Source organism: Chitinophagales bacterium, assembly GCA_017303835.1.
GTDB lineage: Bacteria > Bacteroidota > Bacteroidia > Chitinophagales > Chitinophagaceae > JAFLBI01.
In genome coordinates, this window is sequence record JAFLBI010000001.1 from 1,357,056 (window position 1) to 1,382,207 (window position 25,152).

A 25,152-nucleotide genomic window follows, 5' to 3' on the forward strand; every position below is an offset into this window, starting at 1 on the left:
TGTTCCATCAAACACAAAGATTATGTCTGCTGATATTCGTAATAACTGGAGTATTGAAGAAATTCAATCTATCTATAACACCCCACTACTTGAATTGGTATTCCGTGCTGCAAGTCTGCACAGAAAGTATAATGATACTGCTGAAGTACAGGTTTGTACTTTACTGAGTATCAAAACAGGCGGCTGTTCTGAAGATTGTGCCTATTGCCCGCAAGCTGCACGCTATAGCACTGGTGTGGATGTGCATGCTTTGATGAAGAAAGAAGATGTACTTGAGTACGCAGCTAAAGCAAAAGCAGCAGGTTCTACCCGTTTCTGCATGGGTGCTGCCTGGAGAGAAGTAAGAGATAATCGCGACTTCGATCGCGTTTTGGATATGGTGAAAGGTGTGAATGAAATGGGCATGGAAGTATGCTGTACTTTGGGTATGCTGACTGAAGATCAAGCGAAGAAACTAGCCGATGCTGGTTTGTATGCTTACAACCACAACTTGGATACCAGCGAAGAACATTATAGCGAAATCATTACTACCAGAACTTACGATGATCGTTTGCAAACATTAGACAATGTGCGAAAAGCAGGCGTAACCGTTTGCTGTGGTGGTATTATTGGTCTGGGCGAAACACACGAAGACCGTATCAAAATGCTTTACACTTTGTGCACCATGCCTGAGCATCCGGAAAGTGTGCCCATCAATGCCTTGGTTCCAGTAAAAGGCACACCATTAGAGCATAACAGAAAAGTAGATGTATGGGATATGGTACGTATGATTGCGACTGCACGCATACTTATGCCTAAGACCATGGTGCGTTTGAGCGCCGGTAGAACCGATATGAGTGTGGCAGAACAAGCTTTGTGTTTTATGGCTGGCGCAAATAGCATTTTTGCCGGTGATAAATTGCTCACCACACCTAACCCAAGCTTTGAAGACGATCATCGCATGTTTGATTTGTTAGGTCTGCATCCACGTGAAGCTTTCAAAGAAGAAAAGCAATACCTGCACGAAGTGGTGCCTGCTTAAGTTGGTACACCATGTTGCGCATGACCATTGCTGAGCAGAACATTCTTATCAGGCGATTTAGTCTGGAAGACGCTGCGCATTTATCTGATTATCTTTTGAGACTATCTGCTGCTACCCAACAAAGATTTGCACCTCATGGATATGCGGAAAACGCCATTCAAGCTTTCTATCAACAAGACCCAAGGCTTGGCGCTTTGATTGCAATAGACACAAAGCAGGAAGCTATCATTGGTTATGCAGCTTTCAGACAAGAAGCATTTCAACACGACTTACAACGATACACAACCTATACAGATTTACCTGCCGCAACACAGTGTATGAATTATGCACCATCTGTTGCAGATGCATGGCAGGGAAAGGGATTGGGTAAACGCTTATTACAAGAAACCATTGCATTAGCTAAATCAGCCAATATGCAGGCACTGGTACTCTGGGGCGGAGTTCAATGCGATAATGAACAAGCCATTCAATACTATCGTAAAAATGGTTTTATTGAATTGGGTAGTTTTATACACCATGGCTGTAACCTGGATATGTATCTGCCCTTATAAGCCCAATGCTTTACCCCCTCTGTCGAGGTTGATGGAGAATTGATGAAAAGTATTGCGCTGATAAAAGCCCGTTGCATAACGAATATGCAATCGCTTCAATAACAGACCAACACCCATCGTGAATCCGTTTAAGCCATAGGATGCATTGAATACATTTAAATCATTTCTTCGAAGAAAATTATAGCCTGTATTGATCTCGAGCTTTTCACTCGGAAAAAATTGTGCTGACAAAATCAAATGGCTCATCAGCTTTCGGCCGAATGATGGCTTTGCTGTGTTACCCTCAGCTTCATTGAAACCAGGATCGTTGTAGTAGATATTGAAGCGCTGTAGCTGATGTGCTGTTAATGAAAATTGCAAAGGTGCTTGCGCTAATTTTTTAGTGATGCCCAATTGAATATCGAATGGCATTTCCTCTTTTGCCCCACCTGGTGCATAGGTACTGATTTGCGTTCCCAGATTTCTTACCAAAAATGCAGCCTGTAACAAACGAGTAGTATCACTAAACAAAACACTGATATCTGCCGCTATTCCTGATGCACGATACTGCCCATAATTGGAATGCACGTATTTCAAACTAGTGCCCAGCCACCAGTGTTCTTTATACGATTTGGATGCCATGACTTGCACCACATAATCTTGTGGGCGAAAACTGCCCAATACATTCCCTGAAACATCCGTTTGTGTGATGCTACCATATTGCAGGTATTGTATGCCACCCGCAAGGGTGAAATCCTGCTTAGGTAGATACCAGGCTGAACTGATATTGTATTGCTGAATACCGGCTAGAAATGCGTTCATACTGGTGGCAATTTGCCCGTGCATAGATGGACGTAACAAAGCAGGTTGCTGAAAGCCCATGCCCAGATCGTTCCCACCTGCTGTAATGTTGTATCCACCAAGTGCCGCTTGTCTGGCAGAACCGGGGAGATTGAGAAAGCTGAAAACAGCATTGCCTCCCAGTGTTTGTGCATTGGCTGTAAAAGTCCATAAAGCAATGATGATCAGAAACGAACGCATAGTATAATGCGCCAAGTTAACCAAAGGATCAGAGGCTGCAAAGGCCTGAAAATAAAATGTCCCCCGTTGAAACGGAGGACCTTAACCCTTAAAACAACCAACATGAAAAATTCTTGTTGATGTGCAATATTACAAGAGGATGAACATTTTGTTGCAATCCCACTAGGTTAAATTTAAACATTACGGTTGTACCAATGCCAGATCCAAGACCTGTTGCATGGTTTTCACATAGTGGAATACAAGGCCTTTGATAAAGCTGCTGTCAATTTCCTCCACATCCTTTTGGTTCTGAGCACATAGGATGATTTCTTTTAAGCCGGCACGCTTGGCCGCCAACACTTTTTCCTTGATACCACCTACCGGCAATACCTGTCCGCGCAAAGTGATTTCCCCCGTCATGGCTAGATAGGGTTTTACTTTTCTGCCTGTAAATGCAGATGCCAATGCTGAAAGCATGGTAACGCCCGCACTCGGACCGTCCTTGGGCACAGCACCCTCCGGAACGTGAATGTGCACATTATGCTTGGCCAGCTCATCCGGCTGAATGCCCAGTTTACGTGCATTGGCTTGCAAATATGTTAATGCCGTTGTAGCACTCTCTTTCATCACATTACCCAGGTTACCAGTTAGCTTTAATTCGCCCTTGCCTTCACTCAACACTGTTTCAATGAATAAGATATCACCACCAACATACGTCCAGGCCAAGCCAACAGCCACACCCGGCATATTAGCTGTTTTATAAATCTCATTGCTGTATCTGCTGGAGCCTAAAATCTTTTCAATATCCTTAGAAGTAACCGTACGCTTTACTTTACCCTTAATGGCAAATTCTTTCGCTTCATAACGCATAATAGAAGCCAGTTGCCTATCGAGCTCACGCACCCCACTCTCTCTGGTATAATTTTCAATCAGCTTTTCCAATACCTTATCACTGATATTGAAACTCACTTTGGCCAAACCATGTGCTTCTTTTTGCTTGGGCAGCAAGTGCTTCTTCGCAATCTCTACTTTCTCTTCGATAGCATAACCGCTGAGATCAATGATCTCCAAACGATCGCGCAATGCAGGTTGAATATTCTGCAGGTTATTCGCTGTAGCGATGAAGAGCACTTTGCTCAAATCGTATTCCAGCTCCAGATAATTATCGTAGAAACTATTGTTCTGTTCAGGATCCAATACTTCCAGCAAAGCAGAAGAAGGATCGCCCCTGAAATCATTACCAATCTTATCAATCTCATCCAGAATCATCACCGGATTTGACGATTGCACTTTGCGGAGGTTTTGCAACACACGGCCAGGCATCGCGCCGATATAAGTTTTTCTATGACCGCGGATTTCACTTTCATCGTGTAAACCACCCAAGCTCACACGCACATATTTTCTACCAATTGCATGTGCGATACTTTTACCTAAAGATGTTTTACCAATACCCGGAGGACCAACAAAACACAGAATAGGGCTCTTCATATCACCCTTTAGTTTCAGCACCGCTAGGTATTCAATAATGCGGTTCTTGATTTTCTGCATGCCATAATGATCGCTATCCAGCACTTTCTTGGCATTATTCAGGTTGTAATTGTCTTCAGTGAATTCGCCCCAGGGCAGGTCCAGCATCAAATCCAAGTGATTGTACACAACAGAATAATCAGGTGTGCTCGGATGCATACGCTCGAGCTTTTCAATACCGCTTTGGAATAATTTCTTCGCGGCATCTGTCCACTTCTTCGTTTCTGCTTTCTTCTTCATCTGCGCCAGCTCACGCTCATTGCTGTCGCCACCCAATTCTTCTTTAATACTCTTGAGCTGTTGCTGCAGAAAATATTCACGCTGTTGCTTATCAATTTCGGTGCGTGTTTTAGCAGTAACCTTATCCTTCAATTCTGCAAACTGCAATTCACGCTGCAGAATATGAATCAGCCTTTCTGAACGTTTGTGCAAATCATTAATCTCTAATAGCGATTGTTTTTCTCCAAGATCGCTGTTGAGATTGCTGCTGACGAAATTGATCAGGAAAGATGGCTGCTCAATATTGCGCAGTATGATGGATGCTTCTGTAGGAATATTCGGCGATAGCTGAATAATCTTGGATGCCAGATCTTTGATGCTGCTAACAATAGCCGCAAAATCTTCTTCATTTGTTGGCGCTTCTTCTGTAAGCAGCGATACCCTGGCTTTGAAATAAGGGTCTTCACTTACAATCTCGTGTACCTGAAAACGCTTCTTACCTTGAATGATGATGGTAGTACCACCATCAGGCATTTTGATCAGCTTCACAATCTTGGCCACCGTACCTACCGCACAGAGATCATGCACCTGTGGATCTTCCACATTGGCATCTTTCTGTGCCAGCACCCCTATCAGTTTATTCGTTTTGTAGGCATCGTTCACTGCCTTGATGCTTTTATCCCTACCCACAGTAATGGGCAATACAACACCCGGAAAAAGCACTGTATTTCTTAAAGGAAGAATCGGTAATTCATCAGGAATCTCCATATCCTTATCCGTATCATCATGCTCATTAATGGGAATAATGGGCATAAAATCCGAATCGTCTTCTGCTCTCAGGAAAATATTCTGTTTGTTCATACGCTTTGTTCAAAAGTCAAATTGACACCACAACCCGCCCTAAAGCTACGGTCATGAGGGCATAACTACTGTCAATATTGGTGCCACAGGCTGCAAAAGGGCATTTCCAGTACAAAATGACGCAAAAAGCCCCGGCATATGCCAGGGCCCGATTGCTTGCTCAGAAAAAATCGGTTATAATTTCAAGCCAATGCCTACTTGTATTTGCTGGTTACGCCATTTATCGCTATTGCCTACATCGTTGATGTTCGACATACCTGCCACATAGCGTCCATACACGCGCAGCGACTGCAGATTAAGTTGCAATCCCGCCACAGCGGCAAAATCGCCAGTCTTAAATGCTTCTTGCCCGTTCTGCAGTAAATTTTTGTTCTGATCCATAAGGATGCTGAACTGCGGACCCGCATTCAGGGTAATCAGTTTGTTAGGACTCCAACGCAGCAATAAAGGAATGGATAAATAATTCAAGCTGACATCTCGTGTTGTTAATGTAGAGGGTAAGCCCGATACATTGCTTACGAAACTACTCTTGGTTTGCGACCACAATAATTCAGGTTGAATACCCAGCTTCTTGGTAAAATCCAGTTCTGCAAATGCACCGGCATGCCAAGATGCATTAAACCCACTTTCAAATGATTGTCCATCCAGTTTGGTAGCATTCACACCCAGTTTTGCGCCAAGTCTAAATCCTTTTTGTGCCTTCAGGGCTACAGCGCCAAGTAGGAGGATGCTTAAAGACAAGAAAATTCTTTTCATACAGATTGTTTCCTTTAATGATTCAATGATTGTGCCAAATATGGCCCAAGTACTTGTCATCAAAAAGTTAAACCTGTTGTAAGGTTGGCAATAAAGTTCCACTGGCGGGAAGCAGATGGAAGGGTATAATCAATCAGTATAGAAGGTTGCAAATACCATTTCTTTAACATGTACTCTGCGCGAAGCGCAAGGCTGATGTTTTGTAAACGGAAATCACTTCTTGATACAGTACTCTGTGTACCCAGTAATTGATTATTGGCATAGCGCGGACCGAACGCAATTGTGGAAGCTTGCATGTTGGTACCATAGCGCTGTGTACCGGCTACAGAGAATAAAGAAGGGGTAATACTAAAACGATCTTTTTCAGAAAAAAGGTTCCCTATAATGAAGCGATGTTGTGTTGAGAGAAACACAGAGAAATCGCTGATACTGGTATTGGTCTGAAAAGTTTGTGTGATACGTACTGTATCAAATCCACCGCGATTATTGCGAACCCGAACTGCTCTTGTTGATTGTGATAATTGTTGCTCTGAGCCAGTTGCATAATCCAATGCAATGGTAGTACGCAACCAACCACCTTTATACGTTGCATAAGTGTACCATTCATTCACGAGCGGACTCACATAGAACGTGAGGTCTTGCTTATTGAAATATTTTGTGAATGAAGCACCATAGTTCCAGTTCTTAGCTTTAAGATAGTCGTAAGAAGGAGAAATGGATGTTTGAAAAATATTTAGTCCACCTGCTTCTCCAATTGCTAATGCATTAGCAGTAAGACCAAAGCCTGATTTATGATAATAGGAAGCATTCAGATTGTAATATGCTTTTCCTGTAGTGGCCCCAACATTGCTACTTGTTTTTTGGAGAAAGTATCCATTACTCACACCCATGCTAAAATCCACATAACTCTTTGGCTGTACCAATGAGTCCAATAACCAATCAATTTCTTTGCGTAAGCTATCCAGATATGCCGTAGAATCCTTTGCAGAACGGAATACAGCCTGCGCAGAAACCAGTTGAATAAAGAGCAATGCAAGCAGGGTTGTATAAATTTTCCTATTGGCCATGATAAGGGTGATGCAAAGTTGCAGCTTTTATGCAAACTCCAGCACAGTGATCTCCGGAAGGATCCCAACGCGGCCTGGATAGCCAATAAAACCAAAACCACGGTTCACATATAAATGCTGCTTTCCCGATGAATATAATCCGGCCCATTGCTTATACACCCATTTTACCGGACTCCATTTAATGTAAGGGTTTTCCAGTCCAAACTGCATGCCGTGCGTATGTCCGGCCAGCATTAGATCCACATCGCTGTATTGTGGAATCACTTCTGCTTCCCAATGGCTTGGGTCATGGCTCAATAAAATCTTAAAAGGAATTTCCTGTGTACCGGCATAAGCATCGGCCATTTTGCCGTATTTAGGGAAACGTCCTTTGGCACTCCAGTTCTCAATGCCAATGACTGCAATTTTTTCCTGGCCCCTTTCTAAAACAACATGCTCATTCATCAACAAGCGCCAACCCATTTGTGCGTGAATACCTTTGAGCTTCTCCAGATTAGCCATTTTCACTTCTTTGCTTGGCCATTGCACATAGTCACCATAATCATGATTACCCAGTGTGCTATACACGCCCAACGGCGCTTTCAATTGACTAAACACATCAATGTATTCCAGCATTTCTTCATGACGATCATTCACCAGATCACCAGTGAAAAAAATCAGGTCAGGTTTTTCCTGAAGAATCATCTCAATACCCTTGTTCACAGCTGCTTTATTTTGAAAACTACCACTGTGCACATCGCTTATCTGCACCGCTTTCAAGCCTTTGAAAGCAGTAGGCAGGTTTGGATAATTAAGTTTGATGCGCCTAACCTGATAATTGTATTTATTTCTGAATCCAAACAGCAGGGTACCAAATAAACCACCACCAAACACCAGACCCAACCAGCTGATAAAAACAGAGCGACTGATAGTGCCTTCTGTACTCATGAAATTGGCACCAGAACTAGGGAAAATTTTGCCCATAGCAAAAACGACCAGCCGTCTTATATCATCAAACAAAAAGAAACTGCCCGCAATCACTTTTGAAAAGAATAAACCCGCAAGTATGGCAAAAACATAGTTGCGGAAAATCTTAGAAGTTTGTAAAACGGTGATATATGGAAAAAGTAAGACTGCTAATAAAGCCGCTACGGATAATAGCCAATAGCCCCCGAAAATGAACATGCGTGTTCTATCGGATGTCTGGGCGCTTACCGCCCGAACGGCCTGAAAAACATACCAATCCAATAAAATCATGATCACCAGAAGAATCCACCAGGTACCGTTGCTGCGCATAAGCTTGTGTATAAAGTCGGTAAAATTGACCTTTCCAGCCAATTTCCCCAAAAATCGGCTGTTAATTTGCCGAAATAGCTGCATTTAAGGCCCGAAACTGGATAAGATTCTTTCAATAGAACTGGCCGAACTTGTATTTTTGACGGCTTTCCAAAAAACAACCGGAATCATGCAATTCACTTATTACGGACATGCCTGTTTTGCTGTTGAAGTACAGGGTAAAACCCTGCTCTTCGATCCTTTTATTTCCGGCAACGAACTGGCAAAGGATATCCAAATCAGTGAAATCAAAGCAGACTATATTCTGGTATCACATGGTCATGCGGACCATATCGCAGATTGCGTGTCCATAGCTCAGCAAACAGGTGCTTTGGTGATTTGCAGCTGGGAAATTGCAGGCTGGTTGAATAATCAGGGCGTAAGTAATACTCACCCCATGAATACCGGTGGTAAACGCAGTTTCGATTTTGGTAGCGTAAAATGTGTAGTAGCCCACCACAGCAGTGGTTTACCTGATGGCAGCTATGGCGGTAACCCCATGGGCTTTATCATCAGCAGTACGGATGGAGATTTTTATTACAGTGGTGATACCGCATTAACATTAGACATGCAACTCTTGCCTCGTTGGGGCAAACCTAAATTTTCGGTATTGCCCATCGGGGATAATTTCACCATGGATGTAGCTGATGCAGTTGCTTGTGCAGAGATGATTCAGTGCAATACCATCATTGGCGTACATTACAACACATTCGGATACATCGTTATTGATACAACAGCAGCCAAGCAGGCATTTGCAGCAGCAGGTAAAACACTGTTACTGCCCGGCATTGGCGAAACTATCGACCTATAAACAGAACCCTCAACAATGGCAAGAATCATCGGCGTAGCAAATCAGAAAGGAGGTGTTGGTAAAACAACCACGGCTATTAATGTAGCCGCGAGTCTCGCTGTCCTGGAATACAAAACCTTATTGGTTGATGCAGATCCTCAGGCAAACAGCACCACAGGTGTAGGCTTTGATCTGCATAATATCACCAGTAGTTTATACGACTGTATGGTGAATAATACCAAAGCTGATGATGTGATTCTAAAAACAGATATTCCCAATCTAGACCTGATCCCTTCACATATAGATCTGGTTGGCGCGGAGATTGAAATGATCAACTACCCCAACAGAGAAAATGTGATGAAGAATATTTTGGATGTGGTACGTGATCGTTATGATTTTATCATCATCGATTGCTCACCATCCCTGGGTTTGATTACTGTAAACTCGCTGGTTGCTTCTGATAGTGTGACAGTTCCTGTACAATGCGAATTCTTTGCATTGGAAGGTCTGGGCAAATTACTTAATACCATCAAGATTGTACAGAACCGCCTCAATCCTGCCCTGCAGATTGAAGGGATTCTGATGACCATGTATGATGGCCGCTTACGTCTGTGTAATCAGGTAGTGAGTGAAGTACGCAGACATTTTGATGATTTGGTATTCACCACCATCATCCACAGAAACACCCGCCTGAGCGAAGCACCAAGTGTAGGTAAACCAGTGATTCTGTATGATGCAGACAGCAAGGGTGCCGTTAACTACCTCAACCTTGCAAAGGAAATTCTGCAAAAGAACAATATGACCAAAATGAGCAATGAGGAAAGAATCATTGAGTGAGAAAAAATTAAACCATGAGCAATCCTAAACAGAATAAAGATTTATTAGGCAAGGGCATCCGCTCTTTGCTACAGAATATTGATGCTGATTTGAAAACAACTTCCGGTAATCTTCAACCGGCTGCTGTTAGTCAGGCCACTAGCACTACACGCATACCACTTGATCAGATTCAGGTAAACCCAAAACAGCCAAGAAGAGATTTTGATGAAGCAGCTTTGAAAGAGCTGGCTGAATCAATCAAGTTGCACGATATCATTCAACCGCTTACTGTATCTACCCTTGCTTCTGGTAAATACCAACTGATTGCTGGTGAAAGACGTTTTCGTGCAGCCAAAATGGCCGGACTGAAAGATGTACCTGCGTATATCCGCAATGTAAACGACAAAGAACTGCTGGAGCTGGCATTGCTCGAAAACCTGCAGCGCGAAGACCTGAATGCGATTGAAGTTGCTTTGAGTTATAAGCGTATGATGGAAGAACTCAGCTACACACAAGAACAGGTAGCAGAGCGCATGAGTAAGGAAAGAACAACGGTTACCAACTATTTGCGTCTACTGAAATTACCACCTGATATCCAGTTAGCTGTGCGTAGCAATAATATTACCATGGGCCACGCACGTGCTTTGGTGAATATTGATACCATCGACAGGCAGTTATTTGTTTTCAATGAAATCAAAAACAAGGGCCTGAGTGTACGCCAGACTGAAGAACTGGTGCGCAAAATGTATAAAGCAGATAAACCTGCTGATGCTGTTAAAGTTGGTGCAAAATCTGATCTGCCACCTGCTTATAAAAAGATCGAGGATAACTTAGCCTCTCATTTCGGCACCAAAGTGAAGATGCAACACCACAAAACAGGTCATGGCAGTATCACGATTGAATACTATTCACTGCAGGAGCTGAATAAAATTCTGGATCTGATGAATGTAACCATCAGCTAAGCATGAATGGTCGATTGTGCATACTATATTGTTTTCTATTATTGAGTCTGCAAAGTTTTGCTGCTGACGCAAAGTTTTTTGCTGATAGCACCGGTAAACCCAAAAAGCAGCGAGACACTGCTTTCTTAAATAATCACGACCCGAGAAAATCTGCTAAAAGATCTGCACTGATTCCCGGATGGGGGCAGCTCTATAATCGGGATTACTGGAAAGTACCCTTGGTGTATGGTGCATTGGCGATACCAACTGCTACGTTTATTTACAACAATGATTGGTACAAGCGCAGCAGGTTTGCTTATAATGCCATGTATAAGGCCGCTCAACCGAATGCAACTGCTGCTGACAGTGTGGATTATAAAGGACTTGACCCCATCTTCAAAAACCTGAATATCACCAGCGTGCAATCTGCGCGAAATTCATTCCGAAGAGACCGTGATTATTCAATCCTTTGGTTTGTTTTAGTATGGGGCTTAAATATCGTAGAAGCATCTGTATCTGGACACCTCAAACATTTTGATGTGAGTGATGATTTATCTATGCAGATACATCCACAATTGAATCCAGTAACACGAAGTCCGGGCCTGCAGCTAGTATTCAATATCAAAGAACCCAAACGCAAACAAGCTTTTGTTGTGCGCTAAAAAGATACAACTATGAACATTGCACTGATAGGTTATGGTAAAATGGGCAAAGCTATTGAAGAAGTAGCGGTAAGTCAGGGACACCAGATTGTGTTGAAAATTGATTTGGACAATGCTGCCGATTTCAATCAGGAAAATATTGCCAAAGCAGATGTAGCTATTGAATTTACCGGACCACACAGTGCAAAGCAGAATGTATTAAAGTGTTTGGAACTGGGTATACCCGTTGTTTGTGGCTCAACTGGCTGGCTGGCTGATTGGCAAGAAGTTGCTGATGCTTGCGCAACAAAGAATGGTACGCTTTTGTATGCAAGTAATTTTAGCATTGGTGTGAATTTGTTTTTTGAACTGAATAGTTATCTCGCTAAACTGATGTTGCCACACACTGATTATGCGGTTTCCATGAAAGAGATACACCATACGCAGAAAAAAGATGCGCCTAGTGGCACAGCCATCACCTTGGCGGAACAAATCATGGAAGTGCTACCCAACAAAAAACAGTGGGTGAATCATGTTAGCAGCAATCCTGAGGAATTATCGATTCTCTCTGAAAGAATTGATCCAGCTCCAGGCACGCATACCATTTCCTGGCACTCTGCGATTGACGATATTGAGATCACGCATACAGCTCATACAAGAAAAGGCTTTGCAAGTGGTGCAGTCTTAGCTGCAAGTTTTCTTCCAGGCAAAAAAGGTATCTATACCATGAAACAAGTTCTGGGTCTCTAAATCCATTCTCCTCATAATTTGGTACATTGTGGTATAAATCCAAGCTGTGAGACCTATACTCCTTTGCTGCTGTCTTCTCCCCCTGATGGCGATTGCTCAATTCAAGGGTAAAAATGTATTGAAAGTAAACCTTGGCTCCCTCGTTTTTGGCAATTACCATGTTACATACGAAAGGGGTTTATCAAGAAAAGTTTCCTTATCGATTAGCTATAGACACATGCCAGTTGGCGGATTGATTTACAAAGAAGAGATCAAAAAATATATTGATAACAATGATCCAAATGTGATCAACACCATTGAGCAAACTACTACCGGTAATTTTGCCATCACACCTGAATTGCGCTTCTATACTGGTGCTGGCAGAATGCGCGGCTTATACGTTGCTCCTTATTTCCGATATGCCAAATTTGATGCTTCAGTACCGGCACGATATAATTCAACAGTAGCTGGTGTACGTATTGAGAAAAATGCCATCATGCAAGGCAATATTCAATCTTACTCTGGTGGTATTCTAATTGGTGTACAGCGCTATATCGCAAAACGAATTGCCGTTGATATCTGGCTCATAGGTGGCCACTACGGTATCAGTACAGGACAAATGGTTGCTTCTATTGATCCACCCATGACAACTGCAGAACAACAGAGCTTACAAAATACACTAAATGGTTTGGCAACTGATCCTTTCAAAACACAGACCACCATTACTGCCACTAGTGCTTCCATGAAAATAGATGGCCCATGGGGCGGCATCAGAAGTGGAATCAGTTTGGGATTTAGATTCTGATTACTTTTTGAGATTCTGCAGCATATCTGCAGTCATTTTATCCAAATCAAACTCTTGCTTCCAGCCCCAGTCGCGACGCGCCACACTGTCATCAATACTTTGCGGCCAGCTGTCCGCAATACTCTGACGATAATCAGGCGCATAGCTAATGCTGAATTCTGGAATATACTTTTGAATAGACGCTGCAATTTCCTTAGGCGAGAAACTCATACCTGATAAATTATAAGATGTACGCACAGAGATGCGCTCAGCTGGTGCTTCCATTAACTCAATTGTTGCACGAATCGCATCCGGCATATACATCATGGGCAGATAGGTATCTTCTCGTAAAAAGCACTCATAAGATTTGTCTTCCAATGCATCGTGATAAATCTCCACTGCATAATCCGTTGTACCACCACCAGGTGCTGATTTATAACTGATCAAACCAGGATAACGCAGACTACGCACATCCACACCAAAGCGCTGGAAATAATAATTACACCAAAACTCGCCAGCATATTTACTGATACCATAAACCGTAGTAGGTTCAATAATGGTTTGCTGCGGACATTGTTGTTTAGGTGATGTTGGTCCAAACACCGCAATACTACTTGGCCAGTATATTTTGCTCAGCTTCTCTTCACGCGCGATATCCAACACATTCAATAAGCCCTGCATATTCAAATGCCATGCAAGATTCGGATTCTTCTCTCCTGTTGCTGAAAGAATGGCTGCAAGCAGATATATCTGTGTGATATTCTGACGAATTACCTGTACATGGAGCATTTCCTTGTTCATCACATCCAGACTCACATAGGGTCCGGTACCATGCAACAACGGGTTTTCTTCGCGCAGGTCTGATGCAATCACATTGGCACTGCCATAGATTTTACGGAGCGCAAGGGTTAATTCAACACCAATCTGACCGCAAGCGCCAATGACGAGAATACGTTCTTTGGGATGTGACATAACAATCGTTTGGAATGCGCAAAGAAAAACAAAACTTGGCGTAAGTTCGCACCGCATTTAAACATTCCCACATGATACCCGCCTACCTGCAGGAAAAATTCAGCAAGCAATCCTATGATCCCAACAATTTCTTCCTGATCGCAGGCCCCTGCGTGGTAGAAAGCGAAGAACTGGTGATGGAAATTGCGGAGAAAGTCTACGGTATCTGTAAAAAATTAGGCATCCCTTACGTGTTCAAAGCTAGCTATCGCAAAGCCAACAGAACCAGTGCTAGTTCATTTACCGGCTTGGGCGATGATTTGGGTTTATCGTTGATTAAAAAGACGGGCGATACTTTCGGCCTGCCCACTACTTCAGACATCCACGCCCACGAAGAAGCAGCGATGGCTGCCCCATTCATTGATATTCTGCAGATTCCTGCTTTTTTGTGCCGACAAACTGACCTGCTGATTGCCGCTGCAGAAACAGGTAAGATCGTAAATGTGAAGAAGGGCCAGTTCGTGAGTGGTGAAGCCATGAAGTTTGCTGTAGAGAAAATCCGCAAAGCAGGTAACGAGCAAGTGATGTTGACAGAACGCGGTACTACTTTCGGTTATCAGGACTTGGTGGTTGATTATCGCAATATTCCACTCATGCAGGCACATGGTACGCCAGTGATCATGGACTGCACGCACAGCTTACAACAACCCAACCAAACATCTGGTGTAACTGGTGGCAACCCACAACTGATTGGTACGATAGCCAAAGCGGCAATTGCAGCTGGTGCTGATGGATTGTTTATTGAAACACACCCAAATCCTGCTGTAGCCAAAAGCGATGGCGCCAATATGCTGCGCTTAGACTTATTGGAGGATTTACTTGTTCAGTTAGTAAAACTGAGAAAAGCAGTAGTGTAATTACCAGTATTTGATTGGATTTCTTTTACTGAAAAGCATATAGCGTTTCAGGTTCATCCAGAATGCCATCACCATATAAATGATGACAGGCGATCCCATTGTAAGAAAGGAGATATAAATAAACCAGGTCCTGATTTTGGCACTGGCTATACCAAAGCGTTCGCCCAAGGCGGCACAAACACCAAATGCGTGCATTTCTAGGATGGCTCTCAACCTGTTCATAAACTCATTTTTTGATGTGAAGCGTGGGGAAGTCCAAAATTAAACAAAAACACTTCCATAAAAGTTCATTTGTGCAAAAATTGGCACTGCTTTTGCATTAACTTCGCGTCACATTTTTCACCGCTTAAACCACTTTGTATCATGGCTTTTGATATTGAAATGATCAGAAAGGTGTATAGCGAGATGCCTGCCAAAGTAGACGCTGCCAAAAAAGCGTTAGGCCGTCCGCTCACCCTCGCAGAGAAGATACTCTTCGCACACCTGCACACAGACATGCAACTTGCTGATTTTGAGAGAGGTAAGTCTTATGTAGATTTTGCCCCAGACCGTGTTGCCATGCAGGATGCTACTGCCCAGATGGCCTTGCTGCAGTTCATGCAGGCTGGTCGTCCTAAGGTGGCTGTGCCTTCAACCGTACACTGCGATCACCTGATCGTTGCCAAAGACAATAGCAAAACAGACTTGGACAGAGCTGTGAATGAGAGCAAAGAAGTGTATGATTTTCTGGCCTCAGTTTCCAACAAATACGGTATCGGCTTCTGGAAGCCAGGTGCTGGTATCATCCACCAGGTGGTATTGGAAAACTATGCTTTCCCCGGTGGTATGATGATTGGTACCGATAGCCATACGGTGAATGCCGGTGGTTTGGGTATGATTGCCATTGGTGTGGGCGGTGCAGATGCCTGCGACGTCATGGCCGGCCTTCCTTGGGAACTGAAATGGCCTAAGTTGATTGGTGTGAAACTCACCGGTAAACTGAATGGCTGGACTGCTCCTAAAGATGTAATCTTAAAAGTAGCTGGTATCCTTACCGTAAAAGGTGGTACCGGTGCAATCGTTGAATATTTTGGTGAAGGTGCTACCAGCATGAGCTGTACTGGTAAAGGCACTATCTGTAACATGGGTGCAGAGATTGGTGCCACCACTTCTACCTTTGGTTACGATGCCAGCATGAGCCGTTACCTGAAAGCAACAGGTCGCGAAGAAATCGCTAACCTGGCTGATCAAATCAGCAGCTACCTTACCGGTGATGCAGAAGTATATGCCAACCCGGAAAAATACTTCGATCAAGTCATCGAAATCAACCTGAGTGAACTGGAACCACATTTGAACGGACCATTTACACCAGACCTCGCTACGCCAATTTCTAAGATGAAAGAAATGGCTGCAGCCAACAACTGGCCGGTGAAAGTAGAAGTAGGTTTGATTGGTAGCTGTACCAACTCTTCTTATGAAGATATCAGCCGTGCGGTAAGCTTGGCCAAGCAGGTGAAAGAAAAAGGACTCAAGACCAAAGCTGAGTTCACTATTACACCTGGTTCTGAACAAGTACGTTATACCATCGAGCGTGATGGCTATCTGGATACATTCGCTGAAATTGGTGCAACGGTATTCGCAAATGCCTGCGGCCCTTGCATTGGTATGTGGGAACGTATGGGTGCTGAAAAGCAAGAGCGCAACACCATCGTACACTCTTTCAACAGAAACTTTGCGAAGCGTGCTGATGGCAACCCCAACACATTGGCCTTTGTTGCTTCACCAGAACTGGTAACAGCATTGGCGATTGCAGGTGATTTGACTTTCAACCCAATTACAGATACACTTACCAACGAAAAAGGAGAACAAGTAAAATTGGATCCCCCTTCTGGTGATGAATTGCCTGTAAAAGGTTTTGCAGTGGAAGATGCTGGCTACCAAGCACCAGCTGCTGATGGTAGTGGTGTACAAGTAGCAGTTGACCCAGCGAGCAAGCGCTTGCAATTATTGGATCCATTTGCAGCTTGGGAAGGAACAGACCTGAAAGGTTTGAAACTACTGATCAAAGCAAAGGGCAAGTGTACAACCGACCATATCTCTATGGCTGGTCCATGGTTGAAATTCCGTGGCCACTTAGACAATATCTCTAATAACCTCTTGATTGGTGCGGTGAACTTCTTCAACGAGAAGACAGATAATGTGAAGAACCAACTCACTGGTGAATACGGTCCTGTACCTGCTACACAGCGTGCGTACAAAGCTGCAGGCATCGGTAGTATCGTAGTAGGTGATGAAAACTATGGTGAAGGTTCTTCTCGCGAACATGCGGCCATGGAACCTCGCCACTTGGGTGTGCGTGTGGTACTGACAAAATCTTTTGCACGTATCCACGAAACCAACCTGAAGAAGCAAGGTATGCTGGCACTCACTTTTGCCAACAAAGAAGATTACGATAAGATTCAGGAAGATGATAGCATCGATGTAATTGGTTTAACCAGCTTTGCACCTGGTCAGCCTTTGCAACTGGTGCTCAACCATAAGGATGGTAGCAGCGATACCATTGTTGCTAACCATACGTACAACCAACAGCAGATTGAGTGGTTCAAAGCAGGTGCTGCCTTGAACATCATTCGCAAGCAGGTTGCAGGTAATTAATCAAGCTTCTTGTGAAATAGTCAAGTCCCGCAAATGCGGGACTTTTTTTATCCATTCATCCAAAAATCTACAGTCAATTCTAATGCACCCTAACTTTAAGCAGCTAAAAAAACTGCTCATGAGAAAGCTCCTTAGTTCATTATTGGCTGTAGCTATTGTTTCAGGTGTATTGGCACAAGGACAAGCTACACAAAAGCCACCCTTGCACGGTAAACATTGGATGGCCATTACCGGTAAACCATTGGCCGCTACCGCAGGGGCTATGATCTTTAATAAAGGCGGTAATGCTGTGGATGCCGCATGTGCTATGCTGGCCGCAACCTGCACCATGTGGGATGTACTCAGTTGGGGAGGTGAAACACAAGCACTGATCTATCATCCCAAGCTGAAAAAAGTGATTGCAATTAATGCCATGGGTGTTGCACCAACAGGTGCTACGCCTGAATTCTTTAAAAGCAAAGGCTATGCATTTCCGCCTGAGTATGGTCCGCTGGCAGCTACTACACCGGGCACACCTGGTGGTATCTGTTATATGTTAGCAGAATATGGTACCATGAGTTTGAAAGAAGTATTGGCACCTGCCATGGAAATGGCAGCCGGATACCCTATTGATGCACAAACAGCGAATAGCATCGAAAGACAAAAAGATCGTATCAAACAATGGCCTTATAGCAAAGCTGTTTTCTTACCACACCTGGGTGAAAAAAGAGAAGCACCAGAAGCAGGTGAAATCTTTGTACAAAAAGAATTACTGGCTACACTTACCAAAATGGTTGAAGCAGAGCAACAGGCATTAAAGCAAAAGAAAACACGCAAGCAAGCGATCTATGCAGCTTACGACAGATTTTACAAAGGCGATATCGCCAAAGAATTTGTGCGTGGCTGTCAGGAACAAGGTGGCTTAATTACCATGGAAGATTTGGCCAAGTGGAAGCCGATTGAAGAAGCACCGTTAGCAACAAACTACAAAGGCATTGATGTATACAAATTACAACAGTGGACACAAGGACCTATGCTGTTGCAAGCACTCAACATCCTAGAAAACTTTGATCTCAAGAGCATGGGCTATAACAGTGCCAAGTATATCAATACGGTATACCAGAGCATGAGTTTGGCTTTTGCTGATCGCGATTTTTATTATGGCGACCCCTACTTCCCGCCTGTTGAACCGATTAAAGGTTTGCTGAATAAGGATTATGCAAAACAACGCGCTGCATTAATCAATGCAGAAAAAAATGACCCCAATATGGGACCCGGCGATCCTTATCCGTATGAAGGCAGAACAAACCCTTACACAGATTTATTAAAGCAAAGAGGTTTTACACCAAGCAATGATGGTAAGCGAAATTTTGTACCCTCACACGACAGCACAACAATGGCCATGTCATTGGTGATTGATGAAGCGTACAAAGACAGATTAACACGCGGCACAACAAGTGTAGAAGCAGCAGATAAAGATGGCTGGGTTGTGTCTATTACACCAAGTGGTGGCTGGATTCCAGCCTGCATTGCGGGTAATACAGGTGTGGGTATGAGCCAGCGTATGCAGAGTTTTGTATTGGATAGTACCCTCAATCCCTTCAACGTAGTAGCACCGGGCAAAAGACCAAGGGTAACATTAACGCCTTCTTTAGCCATGAAAGATGGTAAGCCTTATCTTTCTTTTGCGGTACAGGGTGGTGATACACAAGACCAGAACTTGTTGCAATTTTTCCTGAATGTTGTAGAGTTTGGTATGACACCACAGCAGGCAGCAGAAGCAGCCAATATCAATACCAACCAATTGTGGTTGTCTTTGGGTGGCAGTAAAATGGATGATCGCAAACCAAGACCCGGTAGTATTTTGTTAGACAATCGTACGCCCAACGATGTGCGTGAAGCATTGAAGAAAATGGGTTACAATATTCAGTTGGGTAATAGAACCAGCGGACCAATTAACGCCATACTATTCGACTGGAAACACAATAGTTTCTGGGGTGGCAGCAGCCATAATGGCGAAGACTATGGTATTGCGTGGTAATGTAATTTGTTGAAAAGCAAAAGCCCCTTAATTGGGGCTTTTACTTTTATAAGATCACTCGTTTGCTAGAAATATGTAAGAATCCTAAGAAAGCAATCATTAAAACAGCTCAATACTATCCTCGCTATGAATGAATGAATAAATAAATTCATGCATATTGAATCAGTCTTTGTACGCGTCATTTCTATTATAGAGAATTTTTTCAACAGCCCAATTATTTTTTTCTCTTTTAAAAAGTACAATAATTGTATTGGATAAATCCATCAAGAAGAAACGAAAAGCTACATAACATCTACTGTCATCGTCAAAGAAAAAAGGCGCGGTGATATAAGCTGCATCAATACATAGATCAGCATATTTCTTATAATTCAACCGAGATTGATCATAATGATACTGCATAACCTGTCTTACAGAATCAGGCATCAAATGAATATTTGTGTAATTGGCAACATTTCGGTAGATCGCAGGTATACTCGCATCAAATGTGCGGCTATGGTATGCATCTACTGAATCATAATGGACTACACTGTCCATATTAACTAGTAAGGAGTCTGGTAAAATGTTTTTAGCCTTCCAGCTTGGGGTATTCCAATACTTTTTAATCATATCACTGGAATCCTTACCATGAACACCGTTATCTGTTAAATATTTACGTAGTTGTATGTAAGCAAGCTCATGCAGGGAGCGAGTAATATTCAACTGTACATTTTCACGATCGTTAATTTTATGCAAAGACCAACCTGTATCATAGGAAGGTTTTAGTGAAGGCAGAAACTCGCACACCAAGTATCGAACGAAAGCACTATCGGTAGCTGCTAAACTTTTTGGGGCAGCTACTGAATTGAAGATAAAAATCGATACAAAGAATAGCTTACTGACTACTCGCATTTTTTTCTTGCTAATTCTCCACTCAAATGTGTGCCAGTTAATGCAAACGAGCAACCTTTATTCATCCAAATCAATTGAACTGTTATCGTATAAGACCTGATCTACAGCCCAACGCTGTGCCTTTTTTTGAAAAACCACTATCATTATGCGCCCAAAACGATAGAACATAATAGACACAAAACACTTGTCTCCCCCAAATAAGAAAAGCGGTTTTGTAATATATACTGTTCCTGAAGTAGCTGCTAGGTATTTTCTTTCGCATAGCGTTATTTGCGCCTGGTGGTACAGTGCCAAGTCGCGCAATGAATCTGGCAACATCTTGTATAATCCTAACTGATAAGGTCTGCTATATGCTTCTGGCATAGGCAATGTAGCCAGTTTTTTTCGATGAAAAGCAGCACTACTGTCATAATACGCTATACTATCTGTATTCGCCAATACTGAATCAGGCAGATAATCTCGGGCCGACCAATATTGATCGCGTATAAACTCCTCAACAAAAGAGGCCGAATCTTTGCTATTGACCAGATGACGATGCAAGTAATTGCTTAAATACTTTTTATCACCCGAAAACCTTGGAATGATTCCAATTTGCCAGTTCAGTTTATCATTGATTCTAGTAACACGATAGCCCTCATCATGTAAGACTGGTTGGATAGAAGGTAAATATGTATAAACAAAGTAGTGAAGAAATTCCCTATCAGCTTCTTTTGTAAGATGTTGCGCTTGAGCAGAACTTCCAATGAGCAAACAAATCAGCAGAATTTTAACCATTGCTTAATGCATTACTCAATAAAAGATATGCAAAAAAAACTTTATTGGAAGGAAGAACCAAACTACTTTTCAATAATACAGAACATAAAGTCAAAAAATCGCCATACCGGTTGGTTGAGATACCAAACGGCAAAATACTATGAGGATTTCTTATGCCGGCTTTGTTTGTTCGGATAATGTCTTCTATTTCCTTGCCCTCTAACCCTTCTCGCTTGGGGGTTGTATGCAGGTGTTTCACCAATCTCAGGAGGAATATTGGCTTTAGGTACTTCTTTGCCTAAGAGTCTTTCAATGGCTGCAAACTTGTGTTGCTCTTCTTCACCAATTAAAGTAAATGCAATACCATCTGCTTCTGCACGTGCTGTTCTACCAATACGGTGCACATAATCTTCTCCATCATGGGGTACATCGTAATTGATCACCAAATCAATGGTATCAATATCAATGCCGCGGCTCAGGATATCCGTAGCCACCAAAATAGGAATACGGCCACTGCTGAATCCCAATAAAACTGTTTCACGTTGTGTTTGTTCCAGATCGCTATGAATTTCTTCCGGCTTTAATCCGGCATGCTTCAAAGTTCTCGTGAGCTCTTTAACTTGTTGCTTACTGCTACAGAAAATCAAACAACTGGTAAAGTGCGTATGCGCCAGAATATCCTGCAGCATGGGCAGTTTCTGCCTATCATACAAAACAAATGCTTTCTGTACAATCTTCTCCGGTGGTCTGGAAATAGCAATATTGATTTCTACCGGTTCATGTAAAATTTCTCTTGCCAGTTTCCTGATTTTCTCCGGCATCGTAGCAGAGAATAAGAGGTTCTGTCTTTTCTTCGGCATATGCCCAATGATGAAACGAATATCATCCTGAAAACCCATATCTAGCATACGATCTGCTTCATCCAAAATCAAATATTCCACAAAAGAAAAATCTACATAACCCATTTTGATATGGGCCATCATTCTACCGGGCGTGCACACAATAATATCTGCACCCAACTCCAGTGCTTTTCTTTCCGCAACAAAATTTTGTCCGTCGTTGCCGCCATAAATGGGAATAGCACTGATATCGGTGAAATAAGCCAGGCCTTCAATATGCTGTGATATTTGGATGACCAGCTCTCGAGTAGGCACAATAATCACCGCATTTACTTTATCATGCGTCTTATTGGTGATCAGTCTGTTCATGACAGGCAATAAGAATGCAGCTGTTTTGCCTGTACCGGTTTGTGCGGAAGCAATAATGTCTTTCCCTGCAAGGATTGGCGGAATTACCTGCTCCTGCACAGGAGTGGCATTTTCATATCTGGAAGCTTCAATACCTTCTAATAAGGCCGGGTGAAAATCGAATTCTGTAAAACGCAATGCTGTAGAATAATTAGTGAGTTGGTTAAAGATACATGCATTTACGCACTAATCTGCTGCTTTCACCAAAGCAGGCACTGAAATTGCAATATGCGTGCCCTTACCCGGAGCGGAATTAATGGAACAAGCACCACGTAGTGCAATGAATCTTTCTACCATACCTGTTAATCCGTGGTGCATGGTTTTGTTTACGGCATCTGGGTCAAATCCAATACCGTTATCCCTGATATGCATATGAATATGTGCATCTTCTTCGTACAATTCTATCCCAACCTGAGATGCTTTTGCGTAGCGCAACACATTGGTTAGGCTCTCCTGCACTGCCCTATACAAAGCAAGCTTGGTTTTGGCATTCAGTGAAGACTCTTCAATAATGCCATCCACAACAATTCTGACACCAGTAATTTGCTGATAATTGTTGGCATGCCAGAGTAGGGTATCCATGAGACCACTATCATTCAACATCTGCGGATAAAGCGAGTTATACAGATGTCGGCTTTTCAAAACCGTTTCGTCGGTTACTTTCAAGAGGTTCTTGGCGCGCTCGCTAATTTCTTTTTGTCCTTCATCCAATCTTTGCGCTATCCATATTGCATCCATTTTCATAACAGTCAGGTTCTGACCTAACTCATCATGAATTTCTTTGGCAATTTCCTTCCGCTCTTCTTCACGTACATCCTGCAGATAGTTGGTGAGATCACGCAGTTCATCATTCAACTTCAACAGATTTTGCTCATCCTGCTTTCTTTGTGTGATATCATCATACTCCAAAATGATGTAGAGTAGTTTTCCCTCAACATCAAACATGGGGAATATTTTCAGCAGCACCCAAATACCATCAATGCGGTGGCCAAAATCTAAACCCTGGATATTTTTAGCCAAATCCAAGTCAAGGAAAAATTCTTTCTCAATTGCAATACCCTGTTCGATTACACTTTTAACTGTTTCTGCTATACCTGAAGCAACAGCCAAAGGCTCAGTGAAAGCATTGTGCCGGTTGTTCTCAATTAATTCGGGCGTAATGCCAAACATTCTAACAAATCTGGCATTGACACGGTAAGTCCAGCCTTCATTATCCAAAATCTGCAAAGCACTTTGCGACTGCATAAACAGCTGTTCAAAAAAGAAACGATCAGCTTCTATACTATTCTGCGCTTCCTTTAAAGCCTTCAAATCTTCCACTTCTACCATTACAGAACTCACCTGCCCATCTTTGTTCTCGATAGCGTATGCCAAAAGTTTGGTCCAAACTTGTTCAGTTCTTTTTTGTCCTGGGATATCAAAACGAATAGCCATTTCCTGCTGCACGGAAATTTTCTCTTCAAAGATGTTTTGTATCAAAGTGGCTAATCCGGCGTTTTGACAATACAGATCATCAAAAACACTGTAATTAGATTGTAGCATTGCACTACCATCTATCTCAAACATCTCTTTAAACTTCTGGTTGATACGGATAATCTGACCAGACTGATCGAATAGAATTTTTGCTGAAATTGACTGATCAAAAATTTGCTCAAAGAAATTATGCTCTTCCTGTAATCGCTCCTCAACAACTTTTCTTTCAGTAATATTTTCCTTTACAGCGATATAGTTGGTAACAACCCCATTATCGTTTTTGATTGGCGAAATTGTTGCCTGCTCCCAATAGTATTCGCCATTCTTCTTTTTATTTCTGAATATACCACTCCAAACATTTCCAGAACTCAGCTTTGCCCACATAGCGGTATACTCTTCCTTACTCGTAAATCCTGTTTGCAATATGCGCGGATTCTTTCCGATTGCTTCAGCGTAAGTGTAACCAGTTAAGCGACTAAAAGCCGGATTCACATACTCAATATTGCCATCAATATTTGTTATCACCACACTGGCTGCAGTATGCTCTACAGCTGTATTTAGCATCATCAATTGCTTGGTGGTTGCATTCAACTTTTCGTCAACCGCTATTTTCGCCATAGCATAACTGATGTTCTCTGATATGCTAAGGATCAAATCTACTTCCTCCGGATGCTCAAAAACATAAGGTTCTCCTGCGTATATAGCTGCTGCATACAATCTATCTGCTTCCTGAAAAATGGGGAATGAAATGGTTGATCGATAGCCTCTTTCCAGCGCTGCATCCCGCCATGGCGCAAAAAGCGGATCCGTTGCAGTATCATGGCAGATCACATGCGTACCAGATTTCAACGCACGTCCTGTTGGGCCCATGCCTTCAGGAGAATTACTATTGCTGATATTGATTTTGGCTAGATACCCATTCTCTTTACCAGAGAAATACAAAGGTTTCACCTGACCAGATTCCGGATCTAATACGCCAATCCATGCCAGTAAATACCCCCCTTCTGTTGTGATAACATTGCAGATTTCCTGCATGAGGGTATCTTTTTCATTGATGCGGATAATGGCTTTATTAATGCCATTGATAATCGCATAAATGCGCTTGAGCTGATTAATATCCTTTGACTGGTCGGCGTTCATTTGCAGGGAGAAAAATTATACGCAAGTGCAAAATAGGAAAGAATCCCGCCTAAAAGTTACCACGAAAAAGCGATTAATAACACAAAATCGGCAACCAATAGCAAAAAATAGCC

At 42.7% G+C, this 25,152-nt stretch carries 22 protein-coding genes; 11 read left to right on the plus strand and 11 right to left on the minus strand.

Annotated elements, in window-relative coordinates:
• Window positions 1-22 precede the first annotated feature (22 nt).
• Together bioB and J0L83_06255 are read left to right on the plus strand one after the other, a co-directional pair.
• Window positions 23-1,021: a biotin synthase BioB gene (gene bioB / locus J0L83_06250; GenBank protein ID MBN8664150.1), complete on the plus strand. Its 999-nt coding sequence runs from the start codon at window positions 23-25 to the stop codon at window positions 1,019-1,021.
• Window positions 1,022-1,032: 11 nt separating this feature from the next.
• A complete protein-coding gene (locus J0L83_06255; protein ID MBN8664151.1) occupies window positions 1,033-1,572 on the plus strand; it encodes a GNAT family N-acetyltransferase in 540 nt (179 codons plus the stop codon).
• Here J0L83_06255 and porQ read toward each other — a convergent pair.
• The 5 genes from porQ to J0L83_06280 all read right to left on the minus strand — a co-directional run bounded on the left by porQ (window position 1,567) and on the right by J0L83_06280 (window position 8,276).
• A complete protein-coding gene (porQ, locus tag J0L83_06260; GenBank protein MBN8664152.1) occupies window positions 1,567-2,592 on the minus strand; it encodes a type IX secretion system protein PorQ in 1,026 nt (341 codons plus the stop codon). The genes J0L83_06255 and porQ overlap by 6 nt on opposite strands.
• A gap of 180 nt (window positions 2,593-2,772) precedes the next feature.
• Window positions 2,773-5,178 carry an endopeptidase La gene (gene lon, locus J0L83_06265; protein MBN8664153.1) on the minus strand — a complete coding sequence of 802 codons (2,406 nt, stop codon included), beginning with the start codon at window positions 5,176-5,178 and terminating at the stop codon, window positions 2,773-2,775.
• Window positions 5,179-5,352: 174 nt separating this feature from the next.
• A complete protein-coding gene (locus J0L83_06270; GenBank protein ID MBN8664154.1) occupies window positions 5,353-5,934 on the minus strand; it encodes a PorT family protein in 582 nt (193 codons plus the stop codon).
• Between the two features lie 59 nt (window positions 5,935-5,993).
• Window positions 5,994-7,001 carry a hypothetical protein gene (locus J0L83_06275; GenBank protein MBN8664155.1) on the minus strand — a complete coding sequence of 336 codons (1,008 nt, stop codon included), beginning with the start codon at window positions 6,999-7,001 and terminating at the stop codon, window positions 5,994-5,996.
• Window positions 7,002-7,028: 27 nt separating this feature from the next.
• On the minus strand, window positions 7,029-8,276 hold the full coding sequence (locus tag J0L83_06280; GenBank protein ID MBN8664156.1) for a metallophosphoesterase: 1,248 nt from the start codon (window positions 8,274-8,276) through the stop codon (window positions 7,029-7,031).
• Window positions 8,277-8,445: 169 nt separating this feature from the next.
• Here J0L83_06280 and J0L83_06285 point away from each other — a divergent pair, with 169 nt between their 5' ends.
• From J0L83_06285 to J0L83_06310, 6 genes are all read left to right on the plus strand, one after another.
• Complete coding sequence (locus J0L83_06285; protein ID MBN8664157.1) at window positions 8,446-9,126, plus strand: metal-dependent hydrolase; 681 nt, start codon at window positions 8,446-8,448, stop codon at window positions 9,124-9,126.
• A 15-nt stretch (window positions 9,127-9,141) separates the two neighbouring features.
• Window positions 9,142-9,942 carry a ParA family protein gene (locus J0L83_06290; protein MBN8664158.1) on the plus strand — a complete coding sequence of 267 codons (801 nt, stop codon included), beginning with the start codon at window positions 9,142-9,144 and terminating at the stop codon, window positions 9,940-9,942.
• 14 nt (window positions 9,943-9,956) lie between these two features.
• Complete coding sequence (locus J0L83_06295) at window positions 9,957-10,883, plus strand: ParB/RepB/Spo0J family partition protein (protein ID MBN8664159.1); 927 nt, start codon at window positions 9,957-9,959, stop codon at window positions 10,881-10,883.
• A gap of 41 nt (window positions 10,884-10,924) precedes the next feature.
• Entirely contained in the window at window positions 10,925-11,524 is a 600-nt protein-coding gene (locus tag J0L83_06300) for a hypothetical protein (GenBank protein MBN8664160.1), read from the plus strand.
• A 12-nt stretch (window positions 11,525-11,536) separates the two neighbouring features.
• On the plus strand, window positions 11,537-12,253 hold the full coding sequence (dapB, locus tag J0L83_06305) for a 4-hydroxy-tetrahydrodipicolinate reductase (protein MBN8664161.1): 717 nt from the start codon (window positions 11,537-11,539) through the stop codon (window positions 12,251-12,253).
• 85 nt (window positions 12,254-12,338) lie between these two features.
• Entirely contained in the window at window positions 12,339-13,037 is a 699-nt protein-coding gene (locus J0L83_06310; GenBank protein ID MBN8664162.1) for a DUF3575 domain-containing protein, read from the plus strand.
• Here the strand turns inward: J0L83_06310 and J0L83_06315 are convergent, their stop codons facing one another.
• Complete coding sequence (locus J0L83_06315) at window positions 13,038-13,988, minus strand: L-threonine 3-dehydrogenase (GenBank protein ID MBN8664163.1); 951 nt, start codon at window positions 13,986-13,988, stop codon at window positions 13,038-13,040. It lies immediately after the preceding gene.
• 71 nt (window positions 13,989-14,059) lie between these two features.
• Here J0L83_06315 and kdsA point away from each other — a divergent pair, with 71 nt between their 5' ends.
• The gene (gene kdsA, locus J0L83_06320; protein MBN8664164.1) at window positions 14,060-14,884 is read left to right on the plus strand and encodes a 3-deoxy-8-phosphooctulonate synthase; all 825 of its coding nucleotides are present in this window, start codon (window positions 14,060-14,062) and stop codon (window positions 14,882-14,884) included.
• Here kdsA and J0L83_06325 read toward each other — a convergent pair whose 3' ends face one another.
• On the minus strand, window positions 14,885-15,106 hold the full coding sequence (locus J0L83_06325; protein MBN8664165.1) for a PspC domain-containing protein: 222 nt from the start codon (window positions 15,104-15,106) through the stop codon (window positions 14,885-14,887).
• Window positions 15,107-15,247: 141 nt separating this feature from the next.
• On the opposite strand from J0L83_06325, the gene J0L83_06330 reads away from it, so the two are divergent.
• Entirely contained in the window at window positions 15,248-17,518 is a 2,271-nt protein-coding gene (locus J0L83_06330; GenBank protein MBN8664166.1) for an aconitate hydratase, read from the plus strand.
• Window positions 17,519-17,636: 118 nt separating this feature from the next.
• Complete coding sequence (locus J0L83_06335; GenBank protein MBN8664167.1) at window positions 17,637-19,538, plus strand: gamma-glutamyltransferase; 1,902 nt, start codon at window positions 17,637-17,639, stop codon at window positions 19,536-19,538.
• Between the two features lie 162 nt (window positions 19,539-19,700).
• On the opposite strand, the gene J0L83_06340 is transcribed toward J0L83_06335, so the two are convergent.
• From J0L83_06340 to J0L83_06355, 4 genes are all read right to left on the minus strand, one after another.
• The gene (locus tag J0L83_06340) at window positions 19,701-20,426 is read right to left on the minus strand and encodes a hypothetical protein (protein ID MBN8664168.1); all 726 of its coding nucleotides are present in this window, start codon (window positions 20,424-20,426) and stop codon (window positions 19,701-19,703) included.
• A gap of 57 nt (window positions 20,427-20,483) precedes the next feature.
• Entirely contained in the window at window positions 20,484-21,200 is a 717-nt protein-coding gene (locus J0L83_06345; GenBank protein ID MBN8664169.1) for a hypothetical protein, read from the minus strand.
• A gap of 137 nt (window positions 21,201-21,337) precedes the next feature.
• Window positions 21,338-22,564: a DEAD/DEAH box helicase gene (locus tag J0L83_06350; GenBank protein MBN8664170.1), complete on the minus strand. Its 1,227-nt coding sequence runs from the start codon at window positions 22,562-22,564 to the stop codon at window positions 21,338-21,340.
• Between the two features lie 48 nt (window positions 22,565-22,612).
• On the minus strand, window positions 22,613-25,039 hold the full coding sequence (locus tag J0L83_06355) for a PAS domain S-box protein (GenBank protein ID MBN8664171.1): 2,427 nt from the start codon (window positions 25,037-25,039) through the stop codon (window positions 22,613-22,615).
• Between the last annotated feature and the right edge of the window lie 113 nt (window positions 25,040-25,152).

Bases quoted from the DNA above. Each gene is read 5' to 3' on its own strand.
- bioB (MBN8664150.1), top strand. From the start codon at position 23: ATGTCTGCTGATATTCGTAATAACTGGAGTATTGAAGAAATTCAATCT.
- J0L83_06255 (MBN8664151.1), top strand. From the start codon at position 1,033: ATGTTGCGCATGACCATTGCTGAGCAGAACATTCTTATCAGGCGATTT.
- porQ (MBN8664152.1), bottom strand. From the start codon at position 2,592: ATGCGTTCGTTTCTGATCATCATTGCTTTATGGACTTTTACAGCCAAT.
- lon (MBN8664153.1), bottom strand. From the start codon at position 5,178: ATGAACAAACAGAATATTTTCCTGAGAGCAGAAGACGATTCGGATTTT.
- J0L83_06270 (MBN8664154.1), bottom strand. From the start codon at position 5,934: ATGAAAAGAATTTTCTTGTCTTTAAGCATCCTCCTACTTGGCGCTGTA.
- J0L83_06275 (MBN8664155.1), bottom strand. From the start codon at position 7,001: ATGGCCAATAGGAAAATTTATACAACCCTGCTTGCATTGCTCTTTATT.
- J0L83_06280 (MBN8664156.1), bottom strand. From the start codon at position 8,276: ATGCGCAGCAACGGTACCTGGTGGATTCTTCTGGTGATCATGATTTTA.
- J0L83_06285 (MBN8664157.1), top strand. From the start codon at position 8,446: ATGCAATTCACTTATTACGGACATGCCTGTTTTGCTGTTGAAGTACAG.
- J0L83_06290 (MBN8664158.1), top strand. From the start codon at position 9,142: ATGGCAAGAATCATCGGCGTAGCAAATCAGAAAGGAGGTGTTGGTAAA.
- J0L83_06295 (MBN8664159.1), top strand. From the start codon at position 9,957: ATGAGCAATCCTAAACAGAATAAAGATTTATTAGGCAAGGGCATCCGC.
- dapB (MBN8664161.1), top strand. From the start codon at position 11,537: ATGAACATTGCACTGATAGGTTATGGTAAAATGGGCAAAGCTATTGAA.
- J0L83_06310 (MBN8664162.1), top strand. From the start codon at position 12,339: ATGGCGATTGCTCAATTCAAGGGTAAAAATGTATTGAAAGTAAACCTT.
- J0L83_06315 (MBN8664163.1), bottom strand. From the start codon at position 13,988: ATGTCACATCCCAAAGAACGTATTCTCGTCATTGGCGCTTGCGGTCAG.
- kdsA (MBN8664164.1), top strand. From the start codon at position 14,060: ATGATACCCGCCTACCTGCAGGAAAAATTCAGCAAGCAATCCTATGAT.
- J0L83_06325 (MBN8664165.1), bottom strand. From the start codon at position 15,106: ATGAACAGGTTGAGAGCCATCCTAGAAATGCACGCATTTGGTGTTTGT.
- J0L83_06330 (MBN8664166.1), top strand. From the start codon at position 15,248: ATGGCTTTTGATATTGAAATGATCAGAAAGGTGTATAGCGAGATGCCT.
- J0L83_06335 (MBN8664167.1), top strand. From the start codon at position 17,637: ATGAGAAAGCTCCTTAGTTCATTATTGGCTGTAGCTATTGTTTCAGGT.
- J0L83_06340 (MBN8664168.1), bottom strand. From the start codon at position 20,426: ATGCGAGTAGTCAGTAAGCTATTCTTTGTATCGATTTTTATCTTCAAT.
- J0L83_06345 (MBN8664169.1), bottom strand. From the start codon at position 21,200: ATGGTTAAAATTCTGCTGATTTGTTTGCTCATTGGAAGTTCTGCTCAA.
- J0L83_06355 (MBN8664171.1), bottom strand. From the start codon at position 25,039: ATGAACGCCGACCAGTCAAAGGATATTAATCAGCTCAAGCGCATTTAT.